19 protein-coding genes are annotated in these 17,931 nt (G+C 37.6%); 11 read left to right on the top strand and 8 right to left on the bottom strand.

Annotated elements, in window-relative coordinates; translation table 11 throughout:
* Nucleotides 1-3 precede the first annotated feature (3 nt).
* Both ACY45D_RS00770 and ACY45D_RS00775 read left to right on the top strand, forming a co-directional pair.
* Nucleotides 4-771, top strand: a complete 768-nt coding sequence (locus tag ACY45D_RS00770) for a transporter (protein WP_463108026.1) — start codon at nucleotides 4-6, stop codon at nucleotides 769-771.
* Nucleotides 772-946: 175 nt separating this feature from the next.
* Nucleotides 947-1,630, top strand: coding sequence for a glutathione S-transferase family protein (locus ACY45D_RS00775; RefSeq protein ID WP_463108027.1), 684 nt, complete (start codon nucleotides 947-949; stop codon nucleotides 1,628-1,630).
* A 28-nt stretch (nucleotides 1,631-1,658) separates the two neighbouring features.
* Here ACY45D_RS00775 and ACY45D_RS00780 read toward each other — a convergent pair whose 3' ends face one another.
* From ACY45D_RS00780 to ACY45D_RS00790, 3 genes are all read right to left on the bottom strand, one after another.
* Nucleotides 1,659-2,246, bottom strand: a complete 588-nt coding sequence (locus ACY45D_RS00780; RefSeq protein ID WP_463108028.1) for a GGDEF domain-containing protein — start codon at nucleotides 2,244-2,246, stop codon at nucleotides 1,659-1,661.
* 976 nt (nucleotides 2,247-3,222) lie between these two features.
* On the bottom strand, nucleotides 3,223-3,825 hold the full coding sequence (locus tag ACY45D_RS00785; RefSeq protein ID WP_463108029.1) for a GGDEF domain-containing protein: 603 nt from the start codon (nucleotides 3,823-3,825) through the stop codon (nucleotides 3,223-3,225).
* 418 nt (nucleotides 3,826-4,243) lie between these two features.
* On the bottom strand, nucleotides 4,244-5,158 hold the full coding sequence (locus tag ACY45D_RS00790) for an alpha/beta hydrolase (protein ID WP_463108030.1): 915 nt from the start codon (nucleotides 5,156-5,158) through the stop codon (nucleotides 4,244-4,246).
* A gap of 154 nt (nucleotides 5,159-5,312) precedes the next feature.
* Between ACY45D_RS00790 and ACY45D_RS00795 the strand changes: the two genes are divergently transcribed.
* Complete coding sequence (locus tag ACY45D_RS00795; RefSeq protein ID WP_010112304.1) at nucleotides 5,313-5,744, top strand: DUF2147 domain-containing protein; 432 nt, start codon at nucleotides 5,313-5,315, stop codon at nucleotides 5,742-5,744.
* 70 nt (nucleotides 5,745-5,814) lie between these two features.
* Here the strand turns inward: ACY45D_RS00795 and ACY45D_RS00800 are convergent, their stop codons facing one another.
* Together ACY45D_RS00800 and ACY45D_RS00805 are read right to left on the bottom strand one after the other, a co-directional pair.
* On the bottom strand, nucleotides 5,815-6,162 hold the full coding sequence (locus ACY45D_RS00800) for a Spx/MgsR family RNA polymerase-binding regulatory protein (protein WP_463108031.1): 348 nt from the start codon (nucleotides 6,160-6,162) through the stop codon (nucleotides 5,815-5,817).
* 479 nt (nucleotides 6,163-6,641) lie between these two features.
* Nucleotides 6,642-7,460 carry an exodeoxyribonuclease III gene (locus ACY45D_RS00805; protein ID WP_463108032.1) on the bottom strand — a complete coding sequence of 273 codons (819 nt, stop codon included), beginning with the start codon at nucleotides 7,458-7,460 and terminating at the stop codon, nucleotides 6,642-6,644.
* Nucleotides 7,461-7,501: 41 nt separating this feature from the next.
* Between ACY45D_RS00805 and pyrE the strand changes: the two genes are divergently transcribed.
* Complete coding sequence (pyrE, locus tag ACY45D_RS00810; RefSeq protein ID WP_463108033.1) at nucleotides 7,502-8,152, top strand: orotate phosphoribosyltransferase; 651 nt, start codon at nucleotides 7,502-7,504, stop codon at nucleotides 8,150-8,152.
* A 76-nt stretch (nucleotides 8,153-8,228) separates the two neighbouring features.
* The gene (locus ACY45D_RS00815; protein ID WP_463108034.1) at nucleotides 8,229-8,759 is read left to right on the top strand and encodes a hypothetical protein; all 531 of its coding nucleotides are present in this window, start codon (nucleotides 8,229-8,231) and stop codon (nucleotides 8,757-8,759) included.
* Between the two features lie 2 nt (nucleotides 8,760-8,761).
* On the opposite strand, the gene ACY45D_RS00820 is transcribed toward ACY45D_RS00815, so the two are convergent.
* The 3 genes from ACY45D_RS00820 to ACY45D_RS00830 all read right to left on the bottom strand — a co-directional run bounded on the left by ACY45D_RS00820 (nucleotide 8,762) and on the right by ACY45D_RS00830 (nucleotide 10,653).
* On the bottom strand, nucleotides 8,762-9,478 hold the full coding sequence (locus tag ACY45D_RS00820; protein ID WP_463108035.1) for a VanW family protein: 717 nt from the start codon (nucleotides 9,476-9,478) through the stop codon (nucleotides 8,762-8,764).
* A gap of 28 nt (nucleotides 9,479-9,506) precedes the next feature.
* Nucleotides 9,507-10,196, bottom strand: coding sequence for a class I SAM-dependent methyltransferase (locus ACY45D_RS00825; protein WP_463108036.1), 690 nt, complete (start codon nucleotides 10,194-10,196; stop codon nucleotides 9,507-9,509).
* A gap of 250 nt (nucleotides 10,197-10,446) precedes the next feature.
* On the bottom strand, nucleotides 10,447-10,653 hold the full coding sequence (locus ACY45D_RS00830) for a DUF3565 domain-containing protein (RefSeq protein ID WP_463108037.1): 207 nt from the start codon (nucleotides 10,651-10,653) through the stop codon (nucleotides 10,447-10,449).
* Between the two features lie 111 nt (nucleotides 10,654-10,764).
* Between ACY45D_RS00830 and gshB the strand changes: the two genes are divergently transcribed.
* The 6 genes from gshB to ftsA all read left to right on the top strand — a co-directional run bounded on the left by gshB (nucleotide 10,765) and on the right by ftsA (nucleotide 17,769).
* The gene (gene gshB, locus ACY45D_RS00835) at nucleotides 10,765-11,709 is read left to right on the top strand and encodes a glutathione synthase (RefSeq protein ID WP_463108038.1); all 945 of its coding nucleotides are present in this window, start codon (nucleotides 10,765-10,767) and stop codon (nucleotides 11,707-11,709) included.
* Between the two features lie 304 nt (nucleotides 11,710-12,013).
* Nucleotides 12,014-13,111 carry an undecaprenyldiphospho-muramoylpentapeptide beta-N-acetylglucosaminyltransferase gene (gene murG / locus ACY45D_RS00840; protein WP_463108039.1) on the top strand — a complete coding sequence of 366 codons (1,098 nt, stop codon included), beginning with the start codon at nucleotides 12,014-12,016 and terminating at the stop codon, nucleotides 13,109-13,111.
* Nucleotides 13,112-13,124: 13 nt separating this feature from the next.
* On the top strand, nucleotides 13,125-14,573 hold the full coding sequence (gene murC / locus ACY45D_RS00845; RefSeq protein WP_463108040.1) for a UDP-N-acetylmuramate--L-alanine ligase: 1,449 nt from the start codon (nucleotides 13,125-13,127) through the stop codon (nucleotides 14,571-14,573).
* Between the two features lie 79 nt (nucleotides 14,574-14,652).
* On the top strand, nucleotides 14,653-15,582 hold the full coding sequence (locus ACY45D_RS00850; RefSeq protein ID WP_463108041.1) for a D-alanine--D-alanine ligase: 930 nt from the start codon (nucleotides 14,653-14,655) through the stop codon (nucleotides 15,580-15,582).
* Nucleotides 15,583-15,586: 4 nt separating this feature from the next.
* Complete coding sequence (locus ACY45D_RS00855) at nucleotides 15,587-16,441, top strand: cell division protein FtsQ/DivIB (protein WP_463108042.1); 855 nt, start codon at nucleotides 15,587-15,589, stop codon at nucleotides 16,439-16,441.
* A gap of 65 nt (nucleotides 16,442-16,506) precedes the next feature.
* Nucleotides 16,507-17,769 (top strand): cell division protein FtsA, encoded by a 1,263-nt coding sequence (gene ftsA, locus ACY45D_RS00860; RefSeq protein WP_463108043.1) that lies wholly within the window; start codon nucleotides 16,507-16,509, stop codon nucleotides 17,767-17,769.
* The last annotated feature ends 162 nt before the right edge of the window (nucleotides 17,770-17,931 follow it).

The raw sequence follows: 17,931 nt of genomic DNA on the forward strand, positions 1-17,931 counted from the left end.
ATTATGGCAATTTTAAAAACAGTAACCCTAGCCCTTGTTTCAAGTCTAAGTGTTAGTGCAATGGCGGCAGAGTTTTCCTTTGATCGTCCTGGAGAAGGCTTTGGTACAGGGATTACACCTGTCGGGCAATTGGCATGGGAACAAGGTCTACCAAGTGCAGCTTATACCGAAACCAAGATCGATGGTGCAAAGGCAAAAACAGTTACACTCAATGGTGATCTGTTATTGCGTACTGGTTTGACGTCAAGTATGGAGTTACAACTGGGTTGGCAAGGTCCAGCTTGGACACAAACCAAGTACAAAGGCGATAAAGAAGATGACTCAGGTTTGGGTGATGTTTCTATCGGTATTAAAAAGGCCATTGATTTAGATGATGATAAATTATCTATGGCTATCTTGGCTCAAGCTTTGATTGCAACGGGTAATGAAGGTTTCACAGCAGAAGATGATATCTATAGTATTGGATCGGCTTTGGATTATAAATATAACGATTTAGTGAATACTGGAATCGTGATGAACTATGCTGTGCAAGATGGTGACTGGTCTATTACCGCCATTCCTTCAGTGGGTTATAAAATTGCAGGTAATCTGTCAGGATTTTCAGAGTTTATTTATCATAAAGCTGAGAGTCAGGATTATGAATATGGACTATCGTCTGGTTTGATCTATGCTTTAAATGATCGTACTCAGTTTGATGGTAGTATTGGTGTTGACTTAAGTGGTGACGATCGTAGCTATAAAGCAGGCTTTGGTGTTGCATTTTTATTCTAGTCCAATACAGCAGTAAAAATTAAAGTCACAAGATGAAGAAGAGTAGCTAAGCTGCTCTTTTTTATTGCTGAAGAGTTTTATTCTGAATAGCAAATATGTGTATAAAAACGATTTAATTGGTCTTATATTGTTATTCTAAGATAAAAATTGAGAAGAAATTGAGGGAGTTGATCTGATGTTGGACTTATTCATTGGCAATAAAAATTACTCAACGTGGTCTATGCGTCCTTGGCTGGTTTTAAAACATTTTGATATTCAATTCAAAGAGCATTTGATTGCGTTTGATGATTTTCAGCCAGATAGTCTTTTTAAAAAAACAATATTAACCATCAACCCAACAGGAAAAGTTCCAGCGTTGCGAGATGGCGAACTTTTGATTTGGGATTCATTGGCAATTTGTGAATATTTAGCAGAAAAGTTTCCAGAAAAACAACTATGGCCCAAGGATGTAGCGCAAAGGGCGCGTGCACGATGTATGAGTGCTGAAATGCATAGCAGTTTTACAGCGTTACGTAACGCATGTGGTATGAATCTTGATGCAGATTTGACGGAAGTAGGTGCTAAGCTTTGGTCGGAAAATCCGCAATTACAACAAGATGTAAAACGAATCGAAGCCTTATGGGCTGAACGGCCGAGTCAAAATGGTTTTTTGTGTGGTGATGAGTTTAGTATTGTTGATGCTTTTTTTGCACCAGTGGTCATGCGTTTTAAAGGTTATGGTATTCCTGTATCTGATCTGAATCAGCACTATATGCAAAGCATATTGAACCTAGCTGCAGTACAACAATGGATTGCCGAGGCGAAAGCAGAACATGTTTTTGTTGCATGTGAAGAGCCATACCGAACTCAACAGGATTAATGAGGCGTATAGGAATCTTGCAACTCTGTTAGTACAGCTCCGTATAAAGCTGGACTTGGTTTCTACCGAGTTGTTTTGCATGATATAAAGCTTGATCAGCGAGATGAATGACTTTGTTGATATTGGCTCCATATATAGAAATAGCGACACCAAAACTTGCAGTGAATTGAATGTTTTGGTGCTCAAGTGTTTCTAAAATTTCATTCTGAATGATTAAACGACAACGCTCGGCAATCTCTTGTGCAGCGGCCAATGAAGTATCAGGTAAAGCAATAATAAATTCTTCACCGCCATATCGGGCAACGATATCTGTATTTCGTGTTTGAGTACAAAGAAGATGTGCAACACGTTGCAGTACTTCATCGCCAAAATGATGACCATATTGATCATTAATTAGTTTAAAGTGATCAATATCCATTAAGATAATGGCATAATTCGACTGTTTTTTTTGAATATATTCCAGTTTTTCATTAAAAAAACGACGATTATATAAATTGGTGAGAGGATCTGTTTGGCTTAAGCTTTTAATAAGTGCTTCTCGATGACGCCATTGTGTCAGTAAGATCTCACATAAAATAAAGCATGAAATAAGTATAGGAATAATGAAATACAACATGCTCACAATCCAAAATAAATTGTGACGAGGTTTATGATCTAATAAGTTTTCACTGAATAAAGGCGCATATGGGATTATGTTGTGGTATGTACAATACATGAGTGTGCAGTACACCGTGATTGCTATAATGAGTTGAATATAAACAATCTTTCTATCGAATAGTATTAGGCCTAAACCAGAGATGGAGACAAATGCAAAAATAGTGGCGGGGCTGTAAATACCAACCAAAAAGCCATCAATAAGTAACACATTCACAAAAACAGCAAGAACAATATGAGGCAGGATGGTATTTGCCCATACTTCTTTTTGAAAAAAATAACAAAAAACAATCAGATGGGAAACAAGAATAGCAGCATAAATATTGAAATAAATTTGTGATTTCAGTAAAGGTAAATCAACCCATTGCCAAAGCATCGGATTTGTAATAATAAATAATTTCCAGCCAATCCATAGAAAATGCATACCTAAAGTAAGCATCAGGACAAGCATACATTTATGGACATTGCTCCAATTCATAATGATGTGTGAATTAAATTGATTTTGTAGCTTTTTGAGGAATTTATTCTTTTTTGTGTTGAAAAAAGCCATTTCTCTTCAATCCATTTAAAATTTGGAAAAACAATAAAAAAATTTATTTTCAATTGATTAAGTAAATTTAATTATAGTGATGGAATTATATACAGTTTGCTTTGATTGTGTATATAAAAGATAAGCTAAACAGAACAATGGTGTTGAAATCGCAGAGTATTATATTTTGAAAAATTTATCTAATTTATTGTAAATTAAATAAAAAATAGTGAACTTATTAGAATTTAAAGGGTTGGTATATTATTTTGTATGAGTATAGATTTATTAGATATTCAGCATAATTTGATATTGATCATTTAAGCTTGATCTTCAAAAAATATTTCAAAGCGGGAGGATTCCCTAAAATAAGTCATTCATATATAAACTTATTTTAGGGTAGAGCAGTATATTAAGACAAAAGGCGAGTATTTGAATAAAAACTAACGCCATTGGTTTTTGCGAGATATAAAGCTTGATCTGCCTGCTGAAGAACTTGATCGCTGATAGAATCTTTTACTGAAACAGATACACCGCAACTGGCTTTCAATGAAACATTTTTGCGGTTTGCTTTTAGTGCATTTTTATTGATTAATTTTGTGAGCCGATCAGCGATACCAACCGCTTGATCCTGTGTCACGTCTCCAAGAATAATAATAAATTCAGATTCACTATAACGGCCAACTAAATCCGTATCACGAATATGCTGTGTTAATTGCTGCGCCGTTGAAATCAAAGCTTTATCGGCAGTCTTTTGGTTATATTTTTCTTTTACTTGCTTGAGATTATCTATGCTTAATAAAATAATACCAAAATTTGCCTCAGGTTGCGGGTGCAATTCTTTGAGATAATTATTAATCGCAAATTGATTGTAAATACCCGTCACTGAGTCTATTTCTAAGTGATTAACGAGTTGATTTTTCCCCATTAATTTAGAAATAAACGACGTTTTCAATACTTGATTGAATAATGAGTGAATTCTACGGCGTCTGTTTGAATAAACCTTATTTCGCATCTTTTTCCCACCCGTACACTCGATTTTTATTGTGTTGCTGTACAAATGTAGCAATTAATTGATTGGGTTTCAAATTAAACTTTTTGTAAAATATTGATAGATATATTCATTATAGTCAAAATTGTGATGAGATTTTCAGTAAAAATGAATAATTAAAAGGGATTAGGAAGGCTAAATAATAGATTTAAAATATAATCATAATGGAAGTTGTTTATTATGTTTAATGTTGAGTTTTTAAATAATTGATTATTAATATAATTTTATTAAAAAATTAAATCTATTGTTAAAATAAAATGATGACTCACTATTTTAGTTAAGTTTTGATATATAAATAAATTTCGGTAAGGTGATATATAAATATATGATTTATATATCACAATTTTTAATTAAAATATTATAACGATCAGCTTCTTCGTTATTAATCACGATCAAGGTGATGGGCAAATTCAGCCAGATCTGCAAGTGAACGTTTTGCTTCATCAAACCAAGGGCTAAACATTTGGAAGTTGTGCCACATCCCCGTGTAAAGTTTGTAAACTACTTTAACATGTGCTGCTTTTGCTTTTTCTTCGAACCGTTGTGCATCTGATAAAAGAATTTCTTTTGAACCAATTTGGACTAAAGTCGGTGGAAGTCCTTCAAAATCACCAAAAATAGGCGATAGCGGAGCTAAAGAGCGATCTAAATGTTTAGGTACATAGTGTTCTATACCCGTTTCAAGTGCTTCTATGGATAATAATGCATCATGCTTTTGGTTATAACGCATGGATTCACCTGTGAGTGTCAAATCTAAAAAAGGTGACATCAAAATCAAACCACTTGGAAGTTGTTGCTTATTTTCTTCTTTTATTCTCAAAACTAATGCCAATGCTAAGTTTGCGCCACATGAATCACCTGAAATAATAATGTCTTTAGGTAAAATACCCTGATCTAAAAGTTGTTGATAGACATCATAAATAGCATCTCCTGCCTCAGGAAAACGATTTTCTGGTGCAAGTGGATAATCTAAATGTAAGACTTGCATTTGAGTTCTAGCCGCAACTTCAGATAAAAAAGCACGATGTGTATTTAAAGAACCCACAAAAAAAGCGCCGCCGTGGATATGTAAAATCATTTGTGTGGCGTGTGCCTGAGGTTTGATTTCTTCAGCACGAACGCCTGCAATTCGTAAATTGCGAATATGAACATCTTTACGTTGCGGAAAGATGCGAGAAAGTTGTTCTATGCTAAAACGCATGGTACTTGGTGAAAGATTAAATCGGCTTGGGTATTTAAAGCTCGCTTTCAGAATCGATTCTGTAAAATATTGTTTCAAGGCAGGATTAATCTTCATGTTTCTTCCATTTTTTTGAAATTTGATCATTATTTTTGTGGATTTACCAACAATTCTTACAAGGGTACACTATATAGTCACAGACAAAAATTGCTAATTGGCTGTGAGTTTTTAATACTATATAGTGTCATAAATGACTAGGGAAAACAAAACAATGAAAAAAATTGCTCTTGCACTAGGATTACTATCTGCAACAGTTTTCGCAAATGCTGCAGATCCATTAAATGGAACTGTGTGGAAAACAATTGACGATACAACGAAACAACCTAAAGCAGTTGTGAAATTCACAGAACAGAAAAATGGAACGCTGAATGCAACCATTCAAAATGTGTTAACACCTGGTGAAGAAAATGCTTGTGTTAAATGTGAAGGTCCTTACCACAATAAGTCTTTAAAAGGCGTAACTATTGTGACTGGATTGAAGAACGTTGGTGGTAAAAACTATGATAATGGTTCTATTCTAGATCCAAAAAATGGTAAGACTTATAAATTAAAAGCCGAGCTTGCTGGTAATCAGTTGAAATTACGTGGTTATATTGGTATTGCTGCGCTTGGTCGTAACCAAACTTGGGTTCGTGCCAACTAATCGAATTGCGTTTGAACAAAAACCCGATCGATTGATCGGGTTTTTGTTTTTAACCTGATTATTTTATTCACTAGTTTAAAGCTTTGATTTTATCTTCATCAAAACCAACTATAAATTGCCCCTCTTGATCGATCACAGGGCGTTTAATTAAGCTGCTGTGTGTGGTTAACGCTTTAATCAATTCTTCTTGGCTTGAAAGAGCGAGTTGTTGTTCTTGTTCGCTGAGTTTTTTCCAGGTTGTGCCTTTTTTATTTAAAAGAATATCTTGTGGAATCTGTTTTAACCAAACTTTGATTGTTTCCGCATCGATACCTTGTTTTTTATAGTCATGAAACTCATAACTCAAACCAAGTTCAGTCAATAGGTCAAAAGCCTTTTTCATTGAGTTGCAGTTTTTGATTCCATAAATTTTAAGCATATTTAAACCTAAGTATTTAATTGTCTGATTTGACTGAAAGAATAGCAAATTTGCCAATGAAAAATGTATGAGAATGGGTAGTATATTTTAACGAATGTAGCGATTGTCATAAAGCTTTCATATTTTAAGCTTAAATTTTAGATAAATGAGCACAGCAAAAGAAATAGCTAAATTGAAAATAGTTATTTTTATAAAATGGTGGCTTAAAAAAGAGAAAGCCCGCATCAAATCATCCTGATTATGCGGGTCTCAGTACAACGTCCAATGTCACATCCTTGGAAAACAAATATAAAAATATTTATTTTCTTTCATCCTACGGCGTCCTATCCTTTTGCTGTCATCCTGACAATGTCCCTGTGCCGTGAAGCTATAATGCGCTTATTTGCATGAAGAGAATATAAGATAACACGACAAGTTTTGTGAGATTTTAGCGCATATTGAGTTTACAAGTGTAAACTCAATAGCGTGATTTTTGAAATTTAAATCGTATAATCAATGATCACAGGGGCGTGGTCGCTATACCATTCATCCTTATAGACCCAAGCATTGACGGTACGTGCTTTCCAATCAGGTGAACACGCTTGATAGTCAATTCGCCAACCGACATTTTTCGCACGCGCTTGTCCACGATTTGACCACCAAGAGTACAATTCAGCTTCAGTGCGAACTTCGCGGAATGTATCTACATAACCTAAATCATCATAAATATGGTCTAACCATGCACGTTCATGTGGTAAGCAACCTGAAGATTTTTGATTCCCCGACCAGTTTTTAATATCAATGCGTTTATGCACAATGTTGTAGTCACCACAAACGATGATTGATTTATCTTCATCACGCCATTGTTTTAATATCTTGGTATATTCTTCCAAAAAGTGATCTTTACGTGCTTGGGCTTCATCACCAGATGAACCCGAAGGTAGATACAAAGAACAAATATGCACAGGCTTGTCTAAACCTAGATCAAATTCAGCCGTAATAAAGCGACCTTGTGAGTCTGCAAGTTCAAACCCTAGACCATTGTGCACAGATTTGAAGGGCAGGCGGCTATAAATTGCTGTACCTGCATAACCTGATTTTTCAGCAGGGAATAAATGGGTAAACCAACCTTCGGGTTTAAATTTATCTGTCCATTGCTCATGGGTAATACGACTTTCTTGTATGCAGATGACGTCCGCATCTGATTTTTCCATCCATTCAAGAAGTCCTTTAGTCACAGATGAACGCAGACCGTTTACGTTGATTGAGACGACTCTTAAAATTTTTTGATCACTTGGATAGCTACTCTTTGGTATCATGTGCAGTCATAACCTCAATGTATGAATTTTTGGAGCACCTCATGTCAACGCCAGCTCAGTTTAACCCGCAAGCTTTTATCGAACTCGCATTATCACGAGGTGTGCTTAAATTTGGTGAGTTTACTTTAAAATCAGGTCGTGTGAGTCCTTATTTTTTTAACGCAGGTTTACTCAACGATGGTGAAGCATTATCGCTTTTAGCTCAAGGTTATGCAGATAAACTCACACAATGTAACAATGTTGAAGTGATTTTTGGCCCTGCATATAAAGGGATTCCTTTTGTTGCAGCAACTGCTGTGGCCCTGTCACAAGTCCATGGCGTGAGTGTGCCTTGGGGCTTTAACCGTAAAGAAGCTAAAGATCATGGTGAAGGCGGTGTGTTGGTCGGTGCTTCGGTAGAAGGCAAAAAAGTGTGGATTATTGATGATGTGATTACTGCGGGAACGGCCATTCGTGAAGTGGTGACCATTCTTAAAAATGCAGGTGCAACGATTGCAGGAGTATTGGTGGCTTTAGATCGTCAAGAAAAAGGTCAAAGTCAGTATTCTGCTATTCAAGAAGTTCAAAAAGAATTAGAAATTCCTGTGCATGCGTTGATTACCATGAAAGATCTTATGAATTATTTAGATGCAAAAAATGAGAAAGAAGCGCTAGCAAAAATGGAAGCCTACCGCGTGAAATATGGTGTATAAATTATAAAATTAGATAAAATAAGGAGCACATGCTCCTTATTTTTATGGTTCATTTAAGAATGGATATCGACCGTCAATGTTAATTTTAGTGATCATTATCGCTGTTATCGCCCTTGGTATCGTTTTTGCCAAACATGTCGATCAACGGCGTTGGCAACGCTATCAATTTGAACGGGATATGTATTTTCGCCAGCACCCATTTCAGTGGAAGGGTTTAGAACAATTTGAATTGGTCTTAAACATCAATGCCAATACACAAAAAAAATTGATCAATGCACTGATGTTAAGAGCATCTGAAACAGGGTATTTAAGAAAAGCACGCGTACAACGTGAGCCTGAATGTGCAAATCAGCAATATTCAATTAAAGTGATGATCCAAGATTTAACCATTGGCCGTTTAGAAAAAAGATATGCTGAATTATTGGGTGGAAATTTACAACAAACGGATTTTGAAACAGGTCGCCCGATTGAATTAAACGCTGAAATTATTGTTTTTGAGAAAGATGATATTGATTTAGGTTGTCGAGTAAGACTTGATTTACCACGTGACCCACGCACTGCCGATCGATATATAATTGAAAATATTCAACAGAAAAAAAACCAATAAGATCAATATTGGTCTAAATGACTCGGCAATTGATATTTGTCTTTTGCGATATGTTTATGGTCAGCATAGGTATTGACCGTTCGATAATGTTCGAAATCTTCAACAACAAAATCTAATAAATAAGTTCGTGTAGGGAGTTTGGTCGCAAATAGTGCAAGCAATTGATTGTGTTGTCTTAATATTTTAATTTGGATAGGAAAATTTAAACTATTTTGAAACTGCAAATCCTTATAACCATAAACTACACTTGCATCACTGCCTAAAGGTGTAAATCGTTCATGTTCCTGATAAATATCAACAGAATGAGCATGTCTTTCGATAATTCTTAAACCTGTTTTCAATGCATTGATATAGAGCAAACAAGAGATTTGACAGATCCCACCGCCAATATCTTCAGTGACTTTGCCCTGAATTAAATTGCGTCCCATTTTATACTGGTTTCTCTGTGTGGGCGCTTTGACAAAATGCCAAAAAGAAAAGGTCTGATTGGGTTCAATCACTAAGCCGTGTAAGGCTTGAATGGTTAAGTCAATATTATGCGCTTTGTTGTCAAAATATTGATTGATCTTAATCTCTTGCTGCGTCGAGATTTGATATTGAGTTTGCCAAGACTGTTCATGCTTTAAAGCAAAATTGTGCTTAGAAAATAAATGCTCATGACAATACCTGCGCAGCAATTGATAAAGTAATTTCCACGATTTAGGTAAATATTGTTTCATATGCTTTCCTTTTTCTTATTTGAACGCATTATTGTTTTTCTAAAACTACGACTAAGTAAGAGGCATATTCTTTAAACAATGAACGACAAATCAAATGATCTAAATGCCTAAATACGGGACGTAAAGTGTTGGGAATACGATGAATTGGGAAAAATAAAAAGCCCTGACTTATGCTAATTTTCCATTGTGAACCCACTAATTTTTCAATATCCAACAGCGTCATTTGATTGGCTGCATGCCAATCTTTTTGCTGATGTTTAACGATTTTTCGGCGTTGAGCAGATGGAAAATCAAAAATAAGCTTTCCACCACGTTTAAGTTTTTGATGTGCCTGATTAAGGAATTTTTTCGTTGTTTCAATATCTTGATGCATGATGACGTGAAAGCTATAAATTATTTCTAAGACATTATTTTCAATCGGAATATCGGTCAAACTTCCTTCTAAAAGTATTTTATGCGGATATTTTTGTGCAGCCACTTTCAACATTTCAGGGCTGAAATCTACACCATAATGTGCGTAATCAAGTAAGCGTCCTGTTCCACAACCGATATCCATGCATTTTTCAGAAGGAACATCTTTTAATATTCGAGAAAGGAAGCTTCTTTCTTGCTGGTCTAAGTATCGTCCATAGCTATTGTTAAAACGGTTGTCATCGTAGTTTTGAGCAAGTTCATTGTAATAGGTTTTAATCTCGGATTGATGATTTGAATTAGACATAAAATTACTCATGTATTTGATATCTTCGGTTGTTTATTTTTTATAAAACTAATGTATGGTTTTTGCCAATATCTACAATATTGAAATCTTAGGTGTTTAGATAAAGTACAATACATATTCATTCTACAGTAGAAAATTTGTTCTGTAGTTCACATTTTGAGACTGGATGGTCTACGGTACTTTATATTTTGATGTCATTTGAATGTGTTTAGAAAGCTTGAGGACATTTTATATTGACTTCACTTTATTCCTAATCATCTAAATTTTCTTCAAAACAATCACATGTCTTACAGTTCAATACCATGCCCAACTTTTCTTTGCGTCCTTGTTCAGTGAGTACCCACGGACGGTTCTGCCAAGGTGGCGTGTGACGGACATGTTGTGTATGACCACAGGCCAGATCAGCAACCCAATGTTGTTCATCATCCAAATGAAAGCCAATAATTTTTTGTTGCATATCGTTATAACTTCTTCACAATAATTGCGAACAGTTTAGCGAAATTTAGAAAAAGAAAACCAGAATCTCCGCTATACTGCATGCAATCCAAAATTTTATAAGAGCATCAATATGCGCGTACTTGTTGTGATGGATCCCATCGAAAATGTAAACCTTAAAAAAGACTCGACTATGGCTATGCTTTGGGCAGCTTCACGCCGTGGACATGAGCTAGGCTATGCATTGCAACAAGACTTATATATCGATCAAGGCAAAGCTTTTGGTCTTATTTCACCGTTAAAAGTCTTTGAAGATTACAATCATTATTATGAGTTGGGTGAAAGAACCAAAGAATCACTCGCTTCTTATGATGTCATATTGATGCGTAAAGACCCACCATTCGATATGAATTTTGTCTATACCACTTATATTTTAGAACAAGCAGAACGTGAAGGTTCGTGGATTATTAACAAACCACAAAGCCTGCGTGACTGTAATGAAAAGCTTTTTGCGACACAATTTCCCGAATTACAAGTTCCAACACTGGTTACATCACAACAAAGTTTAATTCGTGAGTTTTTGAAAGAACATGGCGATGTGATTGTGAAACCTTTGGATGGTATGGGTGGAATGGGCATTTTCCGACTGTATCAAGATGGCGTGAATATCGGTTCGACCATTGAAATTTTAACTGAAAATGGTACGCAGCCAATCATGGCGCAACGCTATATTCCTGAAATTGTGGAAGGTGATAAACGTATTTTGATGGTCAATGGTGAGCCGATTGCTTATTGCTTAGCACGTATTCCTCAAAATGGGGAAGTGCGTGGTAATTTGGCTGCTGGTGGTTTAGGTGAAGCTCGTCCATTGACTGAGAATGATAAAGCGATTGCAGCAAAAGTTGGGCCATTCTTAAAAGAAAAAGGTTTAGTCTTTGTTGGCTTGGATGTGATTGGAAATTATGTGACTGAAATTAATGTGACCAGTCCAACTTGTATCCGTGAGATTGATGCACAATTTGGAACATCGATTGCAGATGATTTATTTGATGTTTTAGAAGCTGGTAAACCGATTTAATTTAAAACGCATCTTAAAATGATTTTTAAATTGTAAATTTCAACTAAAAGCATACAGCGTTTTGATCAAGCGCTGTATGCTTATCAACGTGTTAAATATGCGTGGAATATAAAAAATAACGAATAGTTAAACAATTTTTAGCAGATTAATGATAAAAGTAGTTTAAACTCTCAAATCAGTAGAAAAAAACAATCAAGCGCTTGGTGAAAAAAAGTAAATAAACTTTTCCCCTATAGCCGTTTGTGATTACAATTGGTTTTTTAAATATTCGTTAACATTTATTTTTGAATTGAAGAATTAGACCGTGACCAAACCTCAACAAAGCACACCAAAACACGTCATGATGATGGCAGCAGGAACAGGTGGACATGTATTCCCTGCGCTTGCAGTTGCAAAAGAATTGCAACAACAAGGCTGTCAGGTGTCTTGGTTGGCAACACCAACGGGCATGGAAAATCGATTATTACATCAACACGATATTCCAATTTACCAAATTGATATTCAAGGTGTTCGAGGTAACGGTATTATTCGAAAGCTGGGTGCGCCGTTTAAAATTTTAAGAGCGACACTGAGCGCAATGCGTTATATGAAACAACTCAAAGTCGATGCTGTTGCAGGCTTTGGTGGTTATGTTGCAGGGCCGGGTGGTTTAGCTGCACGCTTATTGGGCATTCCAGTGATTATCCATGAGCAAAATGCAGTGGCAGGGTTTACCAATACACAACTTTCTCGTGTAGCAAAAATAGTTTGTGAAGCATTTCCAAATACATTTCCTCAAAGCGAAAAAGTGGTAACGACGGGTAATCCAGTACGCGCAGAAATCACGGCAATTTACAATCCATCTTTTCGTTATAAAGAACGTGAAAATGCAGGTGAGCCGTTACATGTATTGATCGTTGGTGGTTCTTTGGGTGCGCAAGCGCTGAATGAGTGTGTGCCACAAGCGTTAAAACAGCTCAATGTACCATTAAAAGTATTTCATCAGTGTGGGCAAAACAAGCAAGAAACAACCCAAGCTTTATATACCGATGCACCTGAAACCTTACAGGTTGAAGTGCAACCATTTATTGAAAATATGGCACAAGCTTATAGCAATGCAGATTTAATTATTTGCCGTGCAGGTGCGTTAACCGTCACTGAAGTGGCAACAGCCGGCGTAGCTGCGATTTTTGTTCCCTTGCCAAGTGCTGTGGATGATCATCAGACTGCCAACGCAAAATTTTTAGAGAAAACAGGCGCAGCGAAAATTTGCCCGCAAAGTAGCATGACGCCAGAGTCGTTAAAAGATGTATTAACCCCGTTGATGAACCGTCAATTATTGATGGAAATGGCGGTAAAAGCTCGTCAACAAGCTCAACCAGACGCAACAGCGCGTGTGGTTGGTTTAATTCAAGATTTGTAAGTTAGAGTTGATTATGTCTCCAACAAGCCCAGCTGATAAAGCAAAAAGCCTGATTAAAATTCCTGAAATGCGTCGTATCAAACATATCCATTTTGTGGGTATTGGTGGCGCAGGGATGTGTGGTATTGCAGAAGTGTTGAAAAACCAAGGCTATAAAGTTTCGGGTTCAGACATTAAAGCATCTAAAACAACTGCAAAACTTGAAGAAAATGGGATTCGAGTCTTTATTGGACATGCTGCGGAAAACATCAAAGATGCAAACGTTTTAGTTGTTTCAACAGCGATTGACCCTGAAAACTTAGAAGTCAAAGCAGCCATTGAAAACCGTATTCCTGTAGTGCGTCGTGCGGAAATGCTCGGTGAGCTTATGCGCTACCGTCATGGGATCGCAGTTGCGGGTACGCATGGTAAAACCACCACAACAAGTTTAGTGACTTGTATGTTGGCTGAAGAAAATATGGATCCAACTTACGTGATTGGTGGGTTGTTGAATCGTACAGGTGTCAATGCTGCATTGGGTGCGAGTCGTTTTATTGTTGCAGAAGCCGATGAATCTGATGCGTCATTCTTATACTTAGAGCCTATGGCTGCGATTGTCACCAATATTGATGCAGATCATATGGATACCTATGGCGGCAGTTTCGATGTTTTGAAAGATACCTTTGTAAAATTCTTACAAAAAATGCCGTTTTATGGTCTAGCTGTCGTTTGTGGTGATGATGCAAATATTCGTGAAATCATGCCACGTATCGGTCGTCCAGTAGTGACTTACGGTTTTAATGAAGATAACGATATTCGTGCGGTAGATATTGACCAAACAGGCATGCAATCAAGCTTTACGGTATTACGTAAAGGTCGTGAACCACTACGTTTAACGATTAACCTCCCAGGCTTACATAATATTTTAAACGCATTGGCGGCGATTGGTATTGCGACAGATGAGGGTGTATCTGATGCTGCGATTGCACGTGCATTGGAAAGCTTTAGTGGTGTTGGACGCCGTTTCCAAGTTCAAGGTGAGTTTGAACTGGGTGAAGGGAATGTCAAGTTGGTGGATGATTATGGTCACCATCCAAAAGAAGTGGAAGCGACCATTAAAGCTGCACGTGCCAGCCACCCTGATCGTCGTTTAGTGATGCTGTTCCAGCCTCATCGTTATAGTCGTACACGTGATTGTTTTGATGATTTTGTAGATGTGTTGTCACAAGTTGATCAATTGTTATTGTTAGAGGTTTATGCTGCAGGTGAGAAACCGATTGTTGGTGCAGATAGCCGTTCATTAGCACGCAGTATTCGTTTGCGTGGAGAAGTTGAACCGATTCTAATTGATCCTGTAGAAGGCAATTTGCAGCACGTGATACAAAAAGTGTTACAAGCAAATGACTTGTTATTAACACAAGGTGCGGGTAACGTTGGAGCAATTTCGCTAGAATTAGCGCAGAACCAACTTTATTTAAAATAATGAATTCGGTTGAGCGCATAAATCATGCGCTTAATCTCGTAATTTGAATTGACTAACTTATAAGTTTAAGGATTTAAACGTGTCAAATGCTTCTAAATTCGGCAAGGTAGCGGTATTGCTTGGTGGTAAATCTGCTGAGCGTGAGGTGTCATTAGATAGTGGTAAAGCTGTACTAGAAGCATTATTACGTTCGGGTGTGAATGCTGAAGGCTTCGATCCGAAAGAGCGTAGTGTGACAGAACTTGTAAACTACGATCGTGCATTTATTGTTTTGCACGGTCGTGGTGGTGAAGACGGTCAAATTCAAGGCACGTTGGAATGGATGAATGTGCCTTATACAGGTACGGGTGTGCAAGGTTCTGCCATTGGTATGGACAAAGTCAAAACCAAGCAAATTTGGCAAGGTTCTGATTTACCGACAGCGCCGTATCGTATTATCAGTAAAGATTCAGATTTAAAAGAAGTGATCGACAGCCTTGGTTTACCTTTAATTATCAAACCTGTACATGAAGGCTCAAGTGTCGGTATGAGTAAGGTTGAAAAAGCTGAAGATCTGGCTGCGGCTATTGATAAAGCGACTGTGCATGATGCAGTTGTGATGGCTGAAAAATGGATTACAGGTCGTGAATATACGATTTCATTCTTGAATGGTTTGCCGTTGCCTGTGATTCGTTTACAACCACCAGCAGATGTTGCCTTCTATGATTATGAAGCGAAATATACTCGTAATGATGTGGAATATGGTATTCCATGTGGTTTGAGCGAGTCGGAAGAGAAGCGTCTACAAGAATTGTGTTTACGTGCTTTTCAGGCTGTAGGTGCAAGTGGTTGGGGCCGTATTGATGCAATGCTTGATGAGCAAGGTCAATTTTGGTTGTTAGAGGTGAATACTGTTCCAGGTATGACCAGTCATTCCCTCGTACCAAAAGCAGCGAAAGCAGTGGGTTATAGCTTTGATGAATTGTGTGTTGCTATTCTTGAGCAAACTTTAACGGAACAAGCACACTAAGTTTATGGCTCAACTTCCTGCTTCAATGCGCCGTAAACGCGCAGCGATTACATCGATCCATGATAAACCTCCTACACGTAAGGATAAGCTTCTGAACGTGGGGAGTTGGTTACTCATGTTGGTTGCTGTTGTTGTCTTGCTTGCAGGAATATACGGATTTTATAAAGTCGTTACCGATGCAAGAGTTGCAACCCTAGAAGTGGTTGGAACAAATTCAACGGCAGAAACCCAGTTTATGTCACAACATTTAGCACCTGTTGTGAAGGCGAATTATTTCACTTCGGATTTAGAACAAATCCGAGATAAAACACTTGAAGTATCATGGGTGGATCGTGTTGTAGTATCACGGGCATGGCCAAATGGTATTCGAGTGCGCGTTATGCCGCGTCATGCGATTGCCCGTTGGGGAACAGGGCGATTATTGAGTGATGCTGGAGATGTCTACACAGAAGTAACGGCGAAAAATCATTCAAATCTGCCATTGCTTCACGGACCGCTCAGCCAATCCAAAGTCATGATGCGTCGCTATAATGAAATTAATCAATTATTTCACCCAGTTAATATACGTTTAAAAGAGTTATATCTCACTGAACGAATGACGTGGTTTATGCAGTTTGATTCAGGTCTACGGGTTATTGTCGATCAAGATCAGACGATGAGTAAGCTTCAACGCTTAAGTCATTTAGCACAAACAGACCTCAAGCCGATTTGGTCAAATATTTCTGCAATTGATTTGCGTTACCGAAATGGTCTAGCAATTCAATGGAGAAATTCAGTTTCACCAAAAATTGTGAATGGTCAATTTGTTGTAACGAGTAATGACATAGGCGTTGCAGGTGGGATGACTGCGAAGCCATAATAGTTGGCTTGGAAAAAGAGGCATTAAGCCAAAACATAAACAATCAAGATAATGGTAGTGATGTGATGAATGAAGCTGTTCCCTCAGTTGTTGCAATTGACATTGGGACACATAAAGTTTCAGTACTGATTGGAAAAGTACATGCCCCTGATCATATTCAGGTCATTGGCATGGCTAGTGCACGCAATAAGGGAATGAATAAAGGCAAAATTGTTAGCCTTGATAAAGTTACAAATGCAATCAAACAAGCCGTTCAAGAAGCTGAAGACATGGCAGAATGTCGCATACATTCGGCATGGGTTTCAATTCCGAGTACTGAATTACAAAGCCATTATGCTATCGGGCGTACTCCAATTTCGAATGCTGAACATACGATTACGACAACGGAAGTGGTACGTGCTTTAGAGCTTGCAAAGGCCAGTCATATGACCGCTGACCATTATTTAGCAAGTGCTGTGCCTTTGGGTTTTGAGCTGGATGATTCATCTGAATGGGTGCAGAATCCAATTAACTTGTCTGCAAACAGTATGACTGCGCATTATCAATTGATGATGATGCCAATCAGCACGATGCAGAACTTAGATCGTGCCATGAAAGGTGCCAATATTTCTGTAGAGAAAATGGTGGTGTCATGTCTAGCGACGGCTGAAGCAAGTTTGCTGAAAGATGAAAAAGAGTATGGTGTTTGCCTTGTTGATATTGGTGCGGGTACGACCAATATTGCGGTATATATAGAAGGACATCTTGTTCTGGCGCATACGATTCAGCGTGGTGGTGAAAATGTAACACGTGATATTGCATCTGTGTTGCAAACTACAACAGAAGAAGCTGAACGAATTAAGCTTTTGCATGGTTGTGTTGATATTCACCAAGTCAAACCTGATCATATGATCCAGTTCGAGGCAATTGATGGCCCACAAACCATTAGCCGTATTGAGCTGTCTGAAATTATTATTGCACGCCATGAAGAGATTTTAAGCATGGTGCGTCATGAGCTAGAGCAACGTGGTGCATTACAAAGTTTGTATCATGGTGTTGTATTGACTGGTGATGTTTGTCAAATTGAAGGTATGGTGACCTTGGCTCGTCGTATACTGGGTGTTTCTGCGCATTTAGGCAATCCACCGTTACAAGTTGTTGCCGATGATCAGCACTTACCATCATTACGTCGTTCGATGTATGCTACAGCAGCGGGATTATTATTATTCAGTCAAAGTGATATGCAAGAGGCAGTTGAAGAACCAGAAGTTACAGGCCGTCGATCATTTGCTGATCGCGTTGTAAGTGGTTGGAATGCCTTAAATAACAAATTAAAGGGTATTTTTTAGGTGTAATTCTTTGGGGAATATTGTTAGGAAGTTGTAAGCTAGCCGTTCTACGCTTGACAAGCTCCGCAATGAACAGCATCCTAAAAGCAATTTTTATTATTGAAGATCAAGGCAGTATACGGGCTTAAAGTGACTGCCAAATATATTAGGAAATTTATAGGT

This window comes from Acinetobacter sp. BZX-2 (genome assembly GCF_055179795.1).